Below are 17,486 nucleotides of genomic sequence, written 5' to 3' on the forward strand. Positions count from 1 at the left end.
GTTTGCATCCTCGATCGTGATGCAAGGTCGTCCAACGTGCGTACTTCCCAGGTTGGCTCCGGCCTCGTTCCGCGAGCAGGGACAAGGATACCGCAACTTATCGCTCCGGGCTCATGAAGTTTGAGCGAAGCTCGGCGTTCTTGGTCTGGCTTAGCCTCCCGAGACCGGCCTCTATCGGGTCGGTGAGGACTCACTTATGATGACAGCAATGCCTTGCCGTTCGACAGACGCTCCGAACCGACTCAGGAGGAATCGGGGCTGGCACTCTCTCGAAGTGACAGAAACTCATGCAAGCGATTCGAGTTCGAGTTTATCCCTCAGCACAGACCCCTGACCGTTCAGAGCAACTTGCCTGGAACCTCGCTCGGGTCGCGGCCAACACTCCTCCACCCGATCCGGACGTGGTGGATATGGTGATCAATCGCCTGATCGACAATGCCGGGGTTGCCTGTGCGGCCCTGGCTCGGAAACCCGTCATCACTGCTCGACAGCAAGCGATCGCCCACCCTCGCCCCCTGGGTGCGACCGTCTTTGGGCTTCCCCGAAATGCCCGCTACCATGCCGAGTGGGCCGCCTGGGCCAACGGCACCGCCGTCCGCGAACTGGACATGCACGACACATTTCTCGCGGCCGACTACGCACACCCCGCCGACTCAATCCCTCCACTTCTTGCCGTGGCGCAGCAATGCGACCGATCGGGGGCCGATCTGCTCCGAGGCATCGTGGCGAGTTATGAGGTTCACGTTGCCCTGGTGAAGGCGATTTGTCTCCACGAGCATAAGGTGGACCACATCGCCCATCTCGGGCCGGCGCAGGTTGCCGGAATCGGTGCGATGCTCGGCCTCGATTGCGAGGTGATCTACCAGGCCATCCAGCAAGTCGTTCACGTCTGCGTGACCTCTCGGCAGTCTCGGAAAGGGGAGATTTCCTCCTGGAAGGCGTACGCTCCCGCTCACGCCGGGAAGCTCGCGATCGAGGCGGTCGATCGATGCATGAGAGGGGAAACCAGTCCATCGCCGATTTACGAAGGTGAAGATAGTGTTATTGCCCGATTTCTGAACGGCCCGGACGCCGCTTATCTCGTTCATCTTCCCGACGATGACGAACCTCGCCGCGCCATCCTGGAAACCTACACCAAAGAACATTCGGCCGAGTATCAAGCTCAGGCCCTGATCGATCTTGCCTTTGATCTGAGGGATCGCATTCCCGACCTCGAAGCCATTGATTCGATTCGGATCTACACAAGCCATCATACCCACTACGTCATAGGGACCGGCTCAGGAGATCCTCAGAAGTTCGATCCCTCAGCGTCACGAGAGACGCTCGACCACAGCGTCATGTACATCTTCGCGGTTGCGCTCGAGGATGGCCGATGGCATCACGTGGAGAGTTATCGACCTGAGCGTGCCTCCCGGCCCGAAACCGTCCGGCTCTGGCGGAAAATTGAGACCGTGGAAGATCCATTCTGGACGGCTCGATACCATGATCCCGACCCAGATCGTAAGGCGTTCGGAGGACGGGTCGAGATTCGGATGAAGGATGGTGAGGTCATCACCGAGCAACTGGAAGTCGCCCACGCTCACTCGCGGGGACTTCGGCCCTTCGCTCGTGACGGCTATCTGGACAAGTTCCGACGTCTCACCCAGGCAATTGTTGATTCGGACGAATCCGAACGATTTCTTCGTGTCTGTTTCGAACTCGGAGATCTCGCCCCTGGTGATCTTGATCGTCTCTCGGTCGAGGTGCCCGCCGACCGCCTCGGGCCCCCCGGCACCTCAGCCAAGGGGATCTTCTGATGCTTCACGCCCATCAGACACCGTCTCAGAAACGGCAGACGCTCAGGCAAGCACTCTCCCGAGGCGATCTTCTTCGGTTTCCGGGAGCCTTCTCGCCACTGGTCGCCCTGATGATCGAGCGCCTTGGCTTCGAAGGGATCTATCTATCCGGCGCAGTGCTCGCGGCCGATCTCGGATTACCGGATATCGGTCTGACGACCCTGAGTGAGGTTTCCTCTCGCAGCCATGCCATCGCTCGGATTACGAATCTTCCGGCAATCGTGGATATCGACACCGGTTTCGGCGAACCTCTTAACGCCGCACGAACCATTCAGGTGCTGGAGGATCTTGGGCTGTGCGGTTGCCATCTCGAGGATCAACGCAACCCGAAGCGTTGCGGTCACCTTGACCACAAACAACTCGTGACTCCCGAGGAGATGGTCCAAAAAATTCGAGCCGCCGCCGAGGCTCGTCGCGACCCCAATTTTCTCTTGATCGCTCGCACCGACTCCCGAGCCTCGGAGGGGATCGACGGTGCTATCGACCGAGCCCGACGCTATCTCGACGCCGGAGCCGATGCCATTTTCCCAGAAGCATTGCGGGATCGTAAGGAATTCGAGCAGTTCCGCAGCGCAATCAGCGCTCCCCTAATCGCAAACATGACCGAATTCGGAAAATCGGAACTTCTTGATACAGAAACCCTTGGCGAACTTGGCTACAATATTGTGCTGTATCCGGTGACCGCGCTCCGTCTGGCAATGTTTGCGGTCGAATCAGGGCTTCGTACAATCGCTGAGCACGGAACCCAACGCGAACTTTTTGATATGATGCAACCTCGCAACGATCTTTACGACCTGCTCGACTACGAATCGTACGCGACCTTTGATCGTGATCTCTTCAATTTTGCATCCCCTCAGGAATGAACAGGTGGGCTGCTTTTCCGGAGATGATATGAACGTCGATCCGTTCCGAGCAAAGAAGGGACTCGAAGGAGTCATCTTTGACGAGACAGCGATCTCGGAGGTGATTCCCGAACGACAAACCCTGCTTTATCGGGGTTATCCGGTTGCGGCACTCGCCGAGCACTGCCGTTTCGAGGAGGTCGCATACCTGCTCCTGCATGGCGAACTTCCTGACCAAACGAATCTCAAGGTGTTCACCGACTTCGAACGTCAGAACCGAGCGATTGACGACGGAACACTCGCGGTCTTGCAAGCAGCTCCGGTGGGCCATCACCCGATGGACTCGTTGCGAACCGCCGTGAGTTTTCTGAGCATGTCCGACCCGTTCTCGGGTCCCGAAGATCACGCAGGTTTGCTTCGAAAATCCAATCTGTTTGTTGCAAAGTTGCCCACGATCGTCGCGACCGATTACCGCATCCGGCAGGGGAAAACCCCAATCCCTCCCCACCCGGAACTGCCCGCGGCCGAGAATTTCTTCTGGATGTGCTTCGAGCAGGTTCCGAGTGCGGACCTGGTGAAGGCGTTCGACGCCTCCTTGACCCTTTATGCCGAGCACGGCTTCAACGCGTCGACCTTCACCGCTCGGGTTGTGGCCTCATCATTGTCCGATCTCGGCTCGGCGATTACTGCCGCCATCGGATCACTCAAGGGTCCGCTGCACGGTGGAGCCAATGAGGCCGTGATGGAGATGCTCACCGAGATTGAGACTCCGGACCGGGCACGCGACTGGGTTCTCAAGGCGCTCGCAGATCGTCGCAAAATCATGGGGTTTGGCCACCGCGTTTACCGCCTGGGTGACTCTCGCGTTCCCACCATGAAGACCTACCGCGATCGTGTTGCTCAGGCCACGGGCGATTCGCGATGGATCGCCATCTCCGAGATCGTCGAGCAAACCGTTCGCGATCAGAAAGGCATACCCGCGAATCTCGATTTTCCGGCCGGACCGACCTACGCACTCCTCGGTTTCGACATTCCGATGTTTACACCCATCTTTGCGATGGCCCGCGTGACCGGCTGGTGTGCCCATGTCATGGAACAACTCCCGGGGAATCGGATTGTTCGACCCTTGAGCGTGTACGTCGGTCCCCAGGAACGCCCAGTGGTCTCCCTGGACGATCGATCCGCCTGATCCGAAGCCTGTCTCACCGAGTGTCGGCGTTTCTGATCTTTGTTCTCATACACGTTAGGATGATCATCCGATGGACCACGACTCGACTCAATCGACCGACCGTCGTCAATTTCTCCAGGCAGGTGCATTCGCATCCGCCGCGGTTGTGGGCGCCGCCTCGGGAACTCGATCGCAGGAGGTCGCTCCCCCCGCAGAGGCAGCGTTCCCTCGACGCCCGCTCGGAAAGACAGGGGTCGAGGTCACCATGCTCAATCAAGGAGCCATTCGAGGACCGAGCTACGACCGACTCTTACGCTTCGCCTTTGCCAGCGGCATCCGCATGTTCGACACGGCTCGTGTTTATGGAACAGAAGGCAACCTGAGACGATGGTTCGAACAAGCCCCTGAAGTGCGCAAGCAGATTTTCCTCGTCACCAAGGACACGCCACGTACTCCGAAAGATCTGATTGAGCAGCTCGACCGCCGGTTGGAGGCGCTCGGAACCGACTTCATCGATCTCTTCTTTATCCATGGACTGGGAGATGATCACTCGCTCGACGACGCCATCAACATGGTTTCAAGCCAGGAGTTTAAAGAAACCGCCGAAACGATCCGAAAGTCTGGGAAAGCGCGATTTGTCGGCTTTTCCACTCACCACAAGGACCGTCCGCAGATTCTCCAGGCAGCCGCCAAGGCGGGGCATGTCGATGCCATCATGTTGCAGTACCGTCCCTGGCTCGACAAGGATGCCCCACTCAACCGCGCGATCGACGCCTGCTGGGAGCAAGGAATCGGCCTGATCTCCATGAAGCAGATCGCCGGCCAGTTCTTCGGTGATGCTCCGCAAGGTAACATCCTGGATGACGTTGTTGAGCGCGTCCCGACCCTCAAGGAGCGCAACCTCACCCCGTTCCAGGGACTTCTTCATGCCATCTGGAGTGACGAACGGATCAGCAGTGTTTGCTGTTCCATGCGGAATACCGAACAAATTCGCGAAAACGTTGATGCCGCCCAGCGTTTCGAACCCCTGGAAACTGCCGACCTCAACCGATTACGAGACGCCACCCTCGCTCATGGCCCGACCCTCTGCGCGAACTGCGACGGCCGATGCTCTCTTGCCGCCGGCACTCGTGCCGCCCTCGGCGATCTCACCCGCTTCCTTACCTATTCCCGGAACCTGGGCGATCGCACTGAGGCTCGCCGCCAGTACGCCCGCCTCTCTGCGGAGGCCCGAGACTGGTCCCACGCCGACCTCTCCGCCGCCCAGGCTGCCTGCCCGGAGCATCTCGACTTCGCCCGCCTGCTCCCCGAAATCGACCGGCACCTAACCTGATTCCACTCCTGACTTAATTACAAGGGGAGTTCTCTGTTTCTCGCTGAAACCGTGCCTCCCCTTTCCTCTGCCTCACGATTCGATTTCAGAACCTTCTCAGGCTGTTCCCACCATGTAAAAAACCCGAGGTGAACGAATCACCTCGGGTCCTCTCGCCAACAATCTCAAGATCTATTCAAAGAGGCGCCGCCCGGATTCGAACCGGGGAATAACGGATTTGCAATCCGCTGCCTTACCACTTGGCTACGGCGCCTTCAAGGATCAGAATTCTAGGGTATCATCCTTCCGGCAGCAAGACCCTGGTACGATTGAAGTGGAAGGTTCTGACAGTTCTCCCTGGATCGGGGGATTGTTGTGCGGTTCGTATCGATTTTGGGTCAATGATGACCCGATTCCTCGATCGAGGAGAAGGCGCACTCAAGAGGACGATCAGAGGAGTGTTCCGAATGGGTTCGTTGTGGTGAGGTCGGTACAGGCAAGATCAGCCAGTGAGTCTCAGGAGGTCAGATTGGGACAGTTCGGGACGGTGACGATTGTCGGAGTCGGTCTGATTGGGGGATCAATCGGACTGGCCCTCAAGAGCCGAGGCCTGGCGGATCGGGTGATCGGTCTGGGCCGTGACACAGAACGGCTCGACGAGGCAAAACGGCTGGGAACGATTGACGAAGGGACGACCGAACTTCATGACGCTGTCGATCAGGCTGACATCGTCGTGGTTTGCACGCCGACCGACCGGATTGCGGACGATGTCCGACGACTTGCGGCCGCAAGTCGTCCCGAGGTTCTGATTACGGACGCCGGCAGTACCAAGCGTCGGATTGTCGATGCCGTCGAGCGCGATGATCGAGCACGTCGTGTGTTTGTCGGAGCCCATCCCCTTGCGGGCTCGGAGCGTCGAGGGGCCGCCGCGTCGCGAGCCGACTTGCTCGACGGACGGGTCTGCGCCTTAACTCCCACGAATCGAACGCCTTCGGACCGGTTCAGCCGGGCCGAATCGTTCTGGTCGGCAATCGGTTGTCGAACCGTCACTCTCGACCCCGATGCCCACGACGAAGCCCTGGCCCGGACCAGTCACCTTCCTCATGTCGTTGCCGCGGCGTTGGCGCTAAGTATCCCGGCTGAGCATTTGTCACTGGCAGCAGGGGCCTATCGAGACGGAACTCGGGTGGCCGCATCGGACCCAGACCTCTGGGTCGCGATTTTTCTTGAGAATCCAGAACATCTTCGATCGGCCCTTGAGGACTTTCAAGAAACGCTCGATCGCTTCAAAGATGCCCTTCAACGTGGCGACCGAGACGAGCTCCGATCACTCTGGAGTGACGCGAAGGCACTGCGAGGGCGATTTGACCCTCCGCCTCGTCATTAACTCCAAGAAGGCTGGCCGGTTTGTTCAGGACTTCAAGACTCGTCCTCGCAGAATTCCCCAATCGCTTCAGGCGACATCGATGAATGGCTCCGTCATTCATGCAGCGCTTCGACAGCTCGCCACGCATGGGCACGCGGATCAATTCTCAGAGCCGTACGGAGTTCGTCTCAAGCCGGGTGGCGAGTCCGGAGGTGGTTGCCGCCTTCGAAGAACGACACGGCGTCTTGCTGGTCGGGACACCGGGAGTTCGAGTACCCCGAGGTCTTGTCGCCACGATGAGGCGACTGCAGAAACGAGAGTCGCTCATCAGGAAGCGCGCGGACTTGGCAGGGCGTGAGTGGTCGTGCTACGATAACAACAATCATCTGGCAATCGAGCCAGCGGCTCGATCGCGCCGGCAATGAGTTCTGTGATGCAGTGTCCGACCCAGGTTCAACGGTCTCCGAAGTTGGTGACTTCAAGGGACCGGGATCAGTGGAGGATCACCAAGGATCATGATCGGTTCCCACTGCGTCCATGCGTTGATCGTCGTCCTCATGGGATTCTCGTTGCCCCCTGGAATTCAGGAAGGGGATGAGACGTCCGTTGGGATTGAAGCCGTCGGTGGTGGGCAATCGCATCCACTGATTGATCAACCGGATCTCTTTATTCCCCGTTCCCCCCGGACGGCCGAGGATATCGAACGGTTTGACACCCTGCGGCTTTATGCTGCGGGACGAGCCCTCGAAGCTCGTCGCGAATGGACGGATGCAGTTGAGCTGCTTGAGAAGGCCCGGCAACTGGAACCCGACTCTGTCGCGATTCTCAGACGGTTGAGTCGGCTCTATTTCGGACTTGGTGGTGAAGACCGCATCCAAAAAGGGCTCGAAACCGGTCTGGCCGCACTCGAGGCCGAGCCGGAAGACGCAGAAACGATTCGACGGCTTGTCCGCCACTACCGAACGTCAAATAACGACGAAGCGGCCGAGCAACTCCTCCGATCCGTGCTTGAGAATCCCGAGCTTCCAGACTTTTGCCAGGCTCGGCTTGTGGTCTTGCACGAACTCGGTCGTCTGTATGCCGATGCGCAGCGGTTCGATCAGGCCGTCGAACCCTTCGCTCAGCTTGTGCAGTTGCTTGACGCCCGAGAGGCGACTCGACTGACCCCAGCCCAGGTTCAGGACGTCTTCGGGGAAGTCGAGGCTGATGCCTACCGTCGCTTTGGGGAGACCTTCTTCAACGCGGGCCGTTTCGATCTGGCCATCGTCGCCCTTCGTCGCAGCCTGGTGTATGACCCGGACAGCCAGCAGACCCCCTTGTACCTGGCGCAAGCATTGCTCCGAGCGAATCGGCCCGAGGAAGCACTCTCGTTGCTCGAACCGATCGTCAAGGATCGGCCACCGGGACGGGTGACGTTCGATGTGCTCATTCAGGTGCTGACCGTTCTGAATCGAACCGACGAAATCATCCCCAGGCTTGAGCAAGCGTCGAAGGTTGATCCGTCCAACTTCCTACTTCGGTATGCGCTTGCCGAACGGTACGAGGCCGAGGGTCGCCGCGATGAAGCCCAACGCCTTTATCAGAACCTCATCAGCGATCAGCCCGACCCGGAGGGATTGGCCACGCTGGCTCAATCGCTTCGAGAGCAAGGGAAACTTGAAGAACTGATCCTCCTCTTCGAAACCGCCAGCACTCAGCGGAGTGGCCGTCTGGCGATCGAAACCCAACTCCGCTTGATCGGAACCGATCCGGAACTGGCAGGAGAGATCCTCGACGCCGGGATTGCCTTGTTGAACGAAGATCCCCCTCGTCTCGGGAAGGTGGGGATCGAGCTGCTCTCGGAAATCGCGTCCCGATCCGACCAGCTCGACCAGCGAGTCGAACTCGATCGCCTGAGTCTCGAACAGGATCCGTCTCCGCAGAACCATCTGGAACTGGCCGATTCGCTGGTGGCCGCCGGACAACCGGGAGAAGCCGTTGAGACGTTCGAGCAACTTCTCAAGCGCTATCCCGAACTTCAGGAACAACCCCAACTCCTTGCCCGCATGGCCGAATTGCAGTTCGACGCGGGCCAGATCGAGGAAGCGCTCGAAAGCGGCCGGAAGATCCTCGATCGCCAGCCGAACGATCTCCCCATGATTCAGCTCGTGGGATACGCCTTGCAACGCCTGAAACGATTCGAGGAAGCCCTGGATCTCTATCAAGGCATTCCCGAGCGATTTGCCGGCAATCCCGAGGCCATTCGCCTGTCCAAAATCTGGACGGCAAACGCCCTCGCTTCGGCTGACCGATTCGAGGAGGGGGAGCGGATCCTCCTGCAACTGCTCGAAGAACAGCCGGATGACCCCTGGTTAAACAACGATCTTGGCTACCTCTGGGCCGAACGGGGAATCAACCTGGATCGAGCCGAGGAACTCATCCGCAAGGCAGTTGACGCCGACCCCTCCAACAGCGCTTACCTCGATAGTCTGGGATGGGTCCTCTACAAGCTCGGGCGTCCAGAAGATGCACTGACCCACCTGGAGGAGGCGGTTCGCCTGAGAGCTTCCGCCGTAAATCTCGACCATCTGGGCGATGTGTACTTCGTGCTCGATCGTCGCAACGAAGCCCGCGATGCCTGGAAACGAGCCGAATCCCTGGCGGAAGATGCCGACCCTCCCGACCCGACGCTCGAGTCGATCCGAGAAAAGCTCCAGGCCCTCGGAGACGACGACCCACCTCCCCCCTCCGACGCCAACACCGACACGATCAACCCCTGAGTGGTCCTCAAGCTTCCCGAACCTTTGACGATCCACCTCCCGTTGCGTTGCAAGCCTGAGCCTTCTGGCGATCGGCCGGTCGATTCGCCCGATTCAGCTCAATCCTTGCTCTCGCGTTCTCGGTGGTTCGCCCGATCCTGGAGTCTCATACCCAGATGGCTGGTCACTCCCACGCCGCAAACGTCGCAGCCCGCAAGAACGCCGTCGACGCCAAGCGTGGCAAGCTCTTTAGCAAGCTCTGCCGCGCCATCTACGTGGCCGCCCGCACCGGTGGCCCCGATCCGGTCACGAACCTCCGCCTTCGCTATGCGATCGACAAGGCCAAGGGCGTCAGTTGTCCAAAAGACAACATCGAACGGTCAATCAAGAAGGCCACCGGCGAACTCGGTGCCGAGAGCTACGAGGAGGTGATTTACGAAGGCTACGGCCCCGGTGGAGTCGCCGTCCTTTGTGAAATCCTGACCGACAACCGAAACCGCACCGCCGGCGAGGTCCGTCGCGCCTTCGACATCTGCGGCGGGAACCTCGGCTCGACCGGCTGCGTCAGCTATCTGTTCGATTACAAGGGGCTGTTTCTGGTCGAGGCCGCAAAGGTCGAAGAAGATCGGCTCATGGAGATCGTCCTGGAAGCCGGGGCCGATGACCTGAAACGCGATGGCGACTACTATGTCGTCACCAGCGATCCCAAGGCCTTCGACGACGTCCGTAAAGCGCTCGAAGACCACGAGATTCCCACCGAGAGCGCAGAGACCAGCTATCTGCCTCAAACCACGGTCGATCTCGATGTCGAGAACGGGAAGAAGATGCTCAAGCTCCGCGACCTGCTCGACGACAACGACGACGTTCAAAATATCTACAGCAACGAGAATATTCCCGAAGAAGCGATGGCGTCCTGATCGCTTCAATTCCTCCCTGCTCGACTCCTCGCAAACTGTTCGCGGTGCGTTGCCGCCCCTCGAACGCCTTCCTCGGAAGATCACGATGCCAGAAACCTTCGTCAAGTCCGAGCGGCTCCGCCAGCTCCCCCCCTACCTGTTCGCCGAAATCGACAAGAAGAAGAAAGCCGCCATCGCCGCCGGCCGCGATGTGATCAACCTGGGCGTCGGCGATCCGGACAAGCCAACTCCCGAACCGATCGTCCGCAGCCTCCAGCAACACGTCGAGAATCCGAGCTTTCACCAGTACGCGCTCGATCAAGGGTCTCCCGAACTGCGACGCTCGATCGCCTCGTTCTTCTCCCGCCGCTACGGTGTCAATCTCGACCCCGAAACCGAGATCCTGCCGACAATCGGCTCGAAGGAAGCTCTGGCCCACTTCCCCCTTGCGGTGATTAACCCTGGGGATGTAGGGCTAGTTCCTGACCCTCGCTACCCCGTGTACCGCTCCGCCGTCCAATTCGCCGGCGGTGAGCCGTTCATCATGCCGCTGGAGCCGGGCCTCGGCTTCCGCCCCGACCTCGACGCCGTGCCGGCCGACGTCTGGAAGCGAGCCCGGCTGATGTTCCTCAACTACCCGAACAACCCAACCGCCGGATCGGCCGATCTCCCCTTCTTCGAGAAGGTCGTCGCCCTCGCCCGCGAGCACGGGTTCGTCGTCGCCCAGGACGCTGCCTACTCCGAGGTCTACTTCGACGAACCCCCGCCGAGCATCCTTCAGGTTCCCGGCGCGAAAGAAGTGGCCGTCGAGTTCCACAGCCTCTCGAAAACCTTCAACATGACAGGCTGGCGAGTCGGATTCGCCGTCGGCGGTGCCCCGCTCGTCTCGGCCCTCGGACAGGTGAAAGCCAATAGCGACTCGGGCATCTTCACCGCCGTGCAGATGGCCGCCGTCACGGCGCTCGACCATTACGAAACGATCACGCCGCCGATCCGAGCCCTCTACAAGGAGCGGCGGGACGTGCTGGTCTCCGGCCTGAAAAACCTCGGCTGGAACGTGCCGACCCCGGCCGCGACCTTCTACGTCTGGATCCCCTGCCCCGCCGGGTACGACTCGACGAGCACCTGCTCCAAGTTGCTCGAACAAGCCGATCTCGTCACCACTCCGGGTCTGGGCTTCGGTGATGCCGGCAACGGCTTCTTCCGGATGGCGCTGACCGTCGACTCGCCTCGTCTCGAAGAAGCGGTCGCTCGCATCAGCAAACTTTCCTTCTGAACCGGGTCGGGGCGATCACGATGGGCACCACCCTGGCCTCGATCGCCCTCGGCAGCAACCTCGGCCATCGATCGGAGATCCTCGACCAAGCAATCGCCGAACTTGCTCAATCTCGTGAGGTCGTGATTCGGGGGGTCAGCCGGTATCTCGAGACACCCCCCGTCGGCGGCCCCGGCGGCCAGGGGGCCTTCCTTAACGCCGCCGCGGCGCTGGAAACCACGCTCGACCCGTTCGCCCTCCACCGTCTCTTGATCGAGGTCGAGCACCACGCGGGGAGGGTTCGCGAGGTCCGGTGGGATGCCCGCACTCTCGACCTGGATCTGATCCTCTTTGGTGATCAGATCATTGAAACTCCTGAACTGATCGTTCCGCATCCGCGGTTCGCCGTTCGACGATTCGTGCTCTCACCCCTGGCCGAGGTTGGAGCAGAGGCGGTCGATCCCGTCACCCGCCGATCGGTTCGTGAGTTGCTCGCCAATTTGGATCGACGGCCGAGTTACGTGGCAATCGATCGAATCTCTGCCCCTGGGCTGGGCCTTGACGTCGCGCTGAACCTGCTCGACCAGCTTCCGGGCGCCGAATTCATTCCGGAGTTCAGCCTTCATCCCAACCACCAGGCAGATAGCTCACCGATTCAGCTTCTTGATGGAATTGCTGAGTCGACCAATGCGTTGATCGCCGCAGCCGATCAAATGAAGCGTTCGTCGCGTGACTCCTGGCTCGTCTCATCGTTTGATCTCGAAAGGGAGGTCAGCGCGCTCCGGAAATGGCTTCAATCAGAACTCGCTGCCAGAATCGGGTTCGAGGATGGTCCGAATGGCGGGTTCGTCGATCGCCTGGATTCGGTCCTCAGGATGGTCCGTGACGCTCCCACTCCGACGTTTGTGGTCTCGATCAATGATGACCGTTCCGTAGCGGATCTGGCCAGGAACGGTCGGCCACTCCCCCTGCTACGCCCCGAGGTTGGACGCCCGGAGGAAATCGCCTCTGAGATCCGGGCCGCTTGTGAGGCATCTCGGGCCGGATTCGGCGCGTAAGGCCCGACGCACCTTGCCCGAACTCGGACAGGGCCTTTACAATTCGATCACACTCGATTGCTTTGGTTCGGGCTTTCCGGACGCTCGATGAGAAGGACGCTTCGATGGCGAAGAAGGGCGGCGGCAAGACAAAAGACGCCAAGGCAGACGGCATCCAGGTCGTCGCCCGGAACCGTCGCGCCCGGTATGAGTTCGACCTCCTGGAAAAGGTTGAGGCGGGGATTGTCTTGAAAGGAACGGAAGTCAAAAGCCTCCGCAACGGCAAGGCAAGCCTGGAGGAATCCTACGCCGCGCTCGATCGGGGCGAGGCATGGCTCTACGGCGTTGACATCCCCGAATACGTCGAAGCCAACCGCATGAACCATGTCCCCAAGCGTCCCCGGAAGCTTCTCCTTCACCGTCGGGAAATCGACCGCCTGAAGGCCAAGGCCAGCGAAAAAGGGCTGACCATCGTCCCGTTGCAACTCTATTTCAAGAACGGCATCGCCAAGGTTGAGATCGCCATTGCCCGCGGGCGCAAGCTGCACGACAAGCGCGAGGCGATCAAATCTCGGGAAACCAAGCGAGACATCAATCGCGCCCTTCGTGAGCGATCCTGAGCGGTTCGAGGCCGGACGGATGAAAAAGTCGCCGCCCCCTCTCGACAACCTCGATCGCTCGGCATTCGATTCCCCTCGATCGGGGCCCTGGGACGGCTACCTGGTCGGCCCGGAAAACGAACTGGCTCAGGCCGCGGTTCGGGAACTTGCGCGAGGGGTGAACGACGCTTCGCCCTTGGTACTCATCGGCCCCTCGGGATCGGGAAAAACCCGATTGCTTGAGGAGTTGATTGCCGATCGCATCGCTCGAAGGCCTGAGGCCTCCGTCTCCCTCATCACGGCCGAGGGCTTTGCCGATGCGTGCCATTGGGCTGCGGATCGAGAGACTCCGGCAGACTGGGCCGAATTACGTCGGACCTTTCGGGATGTCGATTTGCTCGCGATCGACGATCTGCACGGAATGGCTCGTTCTCCGCTCGCACTGGCGGAACTCGAACCGACCCTCGATGCGCTCGATGCCGCCGGGGCCTCGGTTGCGGTCTCCGTTCGGAACGATCCGGGACGCTGGGCCGGATGGCCTCGCCGCCTGGCCGATCGGCTCCGAGTGGGCCTCATCGTGCGGCTGGAACTTCCCGGACCCGCGACCCGACGCCGCTATCTGCTCGATCGGGCACGCCAGCTCGGACTGACCGGAACCGCCGAGGCCCTCGATGCGCTGGCCGAGGCTGCAGAGGGTTACCGGCTGATCGACGGCTGGCTTGCCCGCATTTCACTGATGGCTCGCGTGGAACGTCGTCCCATCGATCTGGAACTCGTTCATGCCTTGATCCATGACGACCGTTCGGCGACCTCGGCCGTCTCGATCGCCCAGATCATTCCGGTCGTCGCCCGGTCCTTCGGGCTTCGACCGCGAGACCTTCGATCAGCCAGCCGACGAGCCACTCTGGTCGAGGCAAGGCACCTGGCGATTCTGCTTTCCCGAGAACTGACCGGGTCCAGTTATGCCGAGATCGGCAAGGCCTTTGGCGGTCGTGATCCCAAAACGATCCGCCATGCCTGCCTCGCCACCACGCAACGACTCTCGAACGATCCTGCACTCGCAAGTGTTGCCGAAGCAATCCGCAGTCAGTGGCGCTCTGAAGTCCCAGGTCCCAGTTCGACCTAACTGGCCCGCAACTCGACTCGACGCTGCAGGAGCTTAGAAACACCCGCGTCATCGGTATCGAATTCGCAGACCTGGAAGCCTGCATCGATTGCAACGGCGACCACCTTCAAGCGATGGTGGCCTCTCCGTCGCGACCCATTCATGAGCCTGCCAAGGAGCGACACCATGATTACGACTCGACGCACCGTTTCTCTTGCCCTCCGGACCACCGCGATCGCCACGGCGCTCGTCCTTTTCAGTTCCGACCCTGCGTCCGCCTGCCACAAACGCAAGGCCAAAACGCGTACAACCACCACCATGGCCTACGGTTGTGCGACTGCTCCCGTCACCTATGGGACCTCCCACGGTGGGTACTACTCCGTTCCGATGCCCAGCCACCAGGGAGCCTACGGGGTGGCACCCAGCCCTTACTCGGCCATGCCCGCTCCGACCGGATACGGAATGGGTCAAGGAATGATGGGCCAGTTCATCAACGCTCCCGCACGCGTGATGCGCGGCCTGGGCCAGGCGATGCCCAGCGGCTATAGTCGTGGCGGCATGGGCTACGGAGCGCCGGGAGCATACGGGAGCGGCATGAGCTACGGAGCACCGGTTGGGTACGGTCCGGCTCAAATGGGCACGTACGGACCTGGCATGGGTGGTGGTTATCGGGGAGGAATCGGGTATTGAGGCCACTGTCCTGAGAACTTGCCCCCGATTATTCGAGAAGCCCCTTCGAACGACCCGGCACCCTCCGAACGAGGTGCCGGGTCGTTGTCGTTTCGGTTGGTTGTCAGCCAGCGAACTCAGTGACCTCGATCACCAACGACAAAACGATCGGTTCCCCAATCGTAAGCGTGGGGAACCGATCGCCAGGTTGAGCGTCGACAACGGTTTGCGAGATCGGCTCAGCCCGTCTGCTCGGGCTTGAGAATGACCACGGCCAGCGGAGGCAGGGTCAGGTTCAGGAAGAACGGGCGGCCGGCGTGGTGTTCATTGATGGCTTCGAGATACCCGCTATTGCCGGCGTTCGAACCCCCGTAGAGGGACGAATCCGAGTTAAAGACCTCGCGATAGCCACCACCGCGCGGAACGCCAATCCGGTAGTTCTCCCGCAGACAAGGGGTGAAGTTGCACACAACAACCAGTTCGTCGCTGGGCTGTTTCCCTTTCCGAAGGAAGGCCAGAACGCTGTTTTCCCAGTCGTGCAATTCCAGCCAGTCAAACCCTTGCCAATCAAAGTCAATTTCGTGCAGGGCTCCCTCGGACTGATAAATGCGGTTCAGGTCAGCGACCATCCGCTGGAGTCCTTGATGGTCGGCCCACTGGAGCAGGTGCCAGTCGAGACTTTCCGACTCGTTCCACTCGCGCCACTGGCCAAACTCTCCTCCCATAAAGAGGAGTTTCTTGCCAGGATGCGTCCACTGATAGGAGAGCAAGAGCCGGAGGTTGGCCACCTTTTGCCACAGATCACCGGGCATCTTGTCGAGCAACGATCGCTTCCCGTGCACAACCTCGTCGTGCGAAAGCGGAAGCATAAAATTCTCGCTGAACGCATATACGAGACTAAACGTCAGCACGCCATGTTCGTACTTGCGATAGACGGGGTCTTTGGAAATATATCGAAGCGTGTCATTCATCCAGCCCATGTTCCACTTGAGGCTGAACCCGAGTCCGCCGACGTACGTCGGACGGGAGACTCCCGGAAACGCGGTCGACTCCTCGGCGATGGTCAGAACCCCGGGAAACTGAGCGTGGGCCGCCTCGTTGAACTTCTTGAGGAAATCGATCGCTTCGAGGTTCTCGTTGCCACCGAACGCGTTGGGAACCCACTCGCCGGGGTTTCGGCTGTAGTCGAGATAGAGCATCGACGCGACCGCATCGACTCGAAGGCCGTCGATGTGATACTTATCCAGCCAGAAGAGGGCATTTGCGAGCAGGTAATTCCGGACCTCGGAGCGTCCGAAATTGTAGATCTTCGTCCCCCAGTCGCGGTGCTCCCCCAGCCTCGGATCTTCGTGCTCGTACAGGTGCGTGCCGTCGAAATAGCCCAGGCCGTGCAGGTCTCTGGGGAAGTGGGCTGGCACCCAATCGATGATCACGCCAATCCCGTGGCGGTGCATCGTGTCAACGAACAGGGCAAAGTCATCGGGAGAGCCGAACCGGGAGGTGGGCGCGTACAGTCCGACCGGTTGATAGCCCCAGGACCCGTCAAACGGGTGTTCGTTGATCGGCAGTAGCTCGACGTGCGTGAACCCCATCTCGGTGACGTATTGAGCGAGTTGCTCCGCTAACTCCTTATATGAGAGATACTCGCCGTTCTGTTCAGCCCGGCGCTTCCACGAGCCGAGGTGAACCTCGTAGACCGAGATGGGCGCATCGAGCCCTTGCTTCTGGGTCCTCTGCCCCATCCACTCGGCGTCGTTCCAGCGGAAGTGGTCGACATCCCAGACTATCGAGGCGGTCTGGGGTCGGCGTTCGGCATAAAAACCGTAGGGGTCAGCCTTTGCAACAAGGTAATTGTTGTATCGGCTCTTGATCTCGTACTTGTAGACCTCTCCGGGCTGGAGGTCCGGGATAAACATTTCCCAGAGCCCCGTCGGTCCGAGGTTGCGCATCGGGTGGCGACGGCCGTCCCAGTGGTTGAAGTTTCCGACCACACTGACTCGCTGGGCATTGGGAGCCCAGACGGCAAAGTGAACCCCTCGGATGCCATCGATTTCTCGAACGTGCGCTCCGAGCTTCTCGTAGGAACGCAAATGGTTCCCTTCACCGAGCAGATAAATATCGAAATCTGAGAGCACCTGCCCGAAACGATACGGGTCGACCAGTTGCCAGCGATGCCCCTCGCCGTTTTCGATCGCCAGCCGATATGGGATTACCGAGGATCGATCCGGAATGACCAGCTCGAAGAGCCCTTCCGGGTGCAACCGATTCATGGCAATCGGAGTGCCGGGTTCTCCTCCGGTCAAATCGACTACCCAGGCGCGGGCCGCATCGGGAAGCAAGGCTCGAATGGCCAGATGGGTCCGCCCATTGACGTCGATGACATGAGGGCCAAGCACTCCGAAGGGATCCCAGTGCCTGGCATCAATCAGTTGCTCAATATCGGACGTGTGCAAGGTCGGTGTCGAAACGGAGGGAGAGTTCGGATGGGTCGTCGTGCTCATGATTTCTTCAAGGTTTAGTAGGGTCCGTAACGATCCGTCGTCCTCGGAGTTTGGCCAGGCTAGCTCGTCAGTAGGCTAGTCATCCCGACGGAGGGCTGCAACCTCAATGCCAAGAACCGTCTCGGACGGACGATTGATCGTAAGTGGCCGCTATGCCATGATG

At 60.1% G+C, this 17,486-nt stretch carries 13 protein-coding genes and 1 tRNA gene; 12 read left to right on the plus strand and 2 right to left on the minus strand.

The window, feature by feature from the left end; translation table 11 throughout:
- Positions 1-287: 287 nt before the first annotated feature.
- From GA615_RS15860 to GA615_RS15875, 4 genes are all read left to right on the plus strand, one after another.
- The gene (locus tag GA615_RS15860) at positions 288-1,796 is read left to right on the plus strand and encodes an MmgE/PrpD family protein (RefSeq protein WP_152052291.1); all 1,509 of its coding nucleotides are present in this window, start codon (positions 288-290) and stop codon (positions 1,794-1,796) included.
- Complete coding sequence (prpB, locus tag GA615_RS15865) at positions 1,796-2,698, plus strand: methylisocitrate lyase (protein ID WP_201750206.1); 903 nt, start codon at positions 1,796-1,798, stop codon at positions 2,696-2,698. The genes GA615_RS15860 and prpB overlap by 1 nt, the downstream gene beginning before the upstream one ends.
- A 28-nt stretch (positions 2,699-2,726) precedes the next feature.
- Positions 2,727-3,866 (plus strand): bifunctional 2-methylcitrate synthase/citrate synthase, encoded by a 1,140-nt coding sequence (locus GA615_RS15870; protein ID WP_152052293.1) that lies wholly within the window; start codon positions 2,727-2,729, stop codon positions 3,864-3,866.
- A gap of 70 nt (positions 3,867-3,936) precedes the next feature.
- A complete protein-coding gene (locus tag GA615_RS15875) occupies positions 3,937-5,178 on the plus strand; it encodes an aldo/keto reductase (protein WP_152052294.1) in 1,242 nt (413 codons plus the stop codon).
- A gap of 181 nt (positions 5,179-5,359) precedes the next feature.
- Here GA615_RS15875 and GA615_RS15880 read toward each other — a convergent pair.
- Positions 5,360-5,431: transfer RNA gene (locus GA615_RS15880), tRNA-Cys, on the minus strand.
- A gap of 273 nt (positions 5,432-5,704) precedes the next feature.
- Here GA615_RS15880 and GA615_RS15885 point away from each other — a divergent pair.
- From GA615_RS15885 to GA615_RS15920, 8 genes are all read left to right on the plus strand, one after another.
- On the plus strand, positions 5,705-6,544 hold the full coding sequence (locus tag GA615_RS15885; protein WP_235905495.1) for a prephenate dehydrogenase: 840 nt from the start codon (positions 5,705-5,707) through the stop codon (positions 6,542-6,544).
- Between the two features lie 494 nt (positions 6,545-7,038).
- Positions 7,039-9,282 carry a tetratricopeptide repeat protein gene (locus GA615_RS15890; RefSeq protein ID WP_152052296.1) on the plus strand — a complete coding sequence of 748 codons (2,244 nt, stop codon included), beginning with the start codon at positions 7,039-7,041 and terminating at the stop codon, positions 9,280-9,282.
- A 155-nt stretch (positions 9,283-9,437) separates the two neighbouring features.
- Positions 9,438-10,178, plus strand: coding sequence for a YebC/PmpR family DNA-binding transcriptional regulator (locus GA615_RS15895; protein ID WP_152052297.1), 741 nt, complete (start codon positions 9,438-9,440; stop codon positions 10,176-10,178).
- A gap of 85 nt (positions 10,179-10,263) precedes the next feature.
- Positions 10,264-11,433: an LL-diaminopimelate aminotransferase gene (locus tag GA615_RS15900; protein ID WP_152052298.1), complete on the plus strand. Its 1,170-nt coding sequence runs from the start codon at positions 10,264-10,266 to the stop codon at positions 11,431-11,433.
- A gap of 20 nt (positions 11,434-11,453) precedes the next feature.
- Positions 11,454-12,470: a 2-amino-4-hydroxy-6-hydroxymethyldihydropteridine diphosphokinase gene (gene folK / locus GA615_RS15905; RefSeq protein ID WP_152052299.1), complete on the plus strand. Its 1,017-nt coding sequence runs from the start codon at positions 11,454-11,456 to the stop codon at positions 12,468-12,470.
- Positions 12,471-12,574: 104 nt separating this feature from the next.
- Positions 12,575-13,069, plus strand: a complete 495-nt coding sequence (gene smpB / locus GA615_RS15910; RefSeq protein WP_152052300.1) for an SsrA-binding protein SmpB — start codon at positions 12,575-12,577, stop codon at positions 13,067-13,069.
- Positions 13,070-13,088: 19 nt separating this feature from the next.
- Entirely contained in the window at positions 13,089-14,174 is a 1,086-nt protein-coding gene (locus tag GA615_RS15915; RefSeq protein ID WP_152052301.1) for a DnaA/Hda family protein, read from the plus strand.
- 165 nt (positions 14,175-14,339) lie between these two features.
- A complete protein-coding gene (locus tag GA615_RS15920) occupies positions 14,340-14,843 on the plus strand; it encodes a hypothetical protein (RefSeq protein WP_152052302.1) in 504 nt (167 codons plus the stop codon).
- A 218-nt stretch (positions 14,844-15,061) separates the two neighbouring features.
- On the opposite strand, the gene glgB is transcribed toward GA615_RS15920, so the two are convergent.
- Positions 15,062-17,323: a 1,4-alpha-glucan branching protein GlgB gene (gene glgB, locus GA615_RS15925; RefSeq protein ID WP_152052303.1), complete on the minus strand. Its 2,262-nt coding sequence runs from the start codon at positions 17,321-17,323 to the stop codon at positions 15,062-15,064.
- Positions 17,324-17,486 lie beyond the last annotated feature (163 nt).

Origin of the sequence: Tautonia marina (assembly GCF_009177065.1) — a bacterium.
GTDB lineage: Bacteria > Planctomycetota > Planctomycetia > Isosphaerales > Isosphaeraceae > Tautonia > Tautonia marina.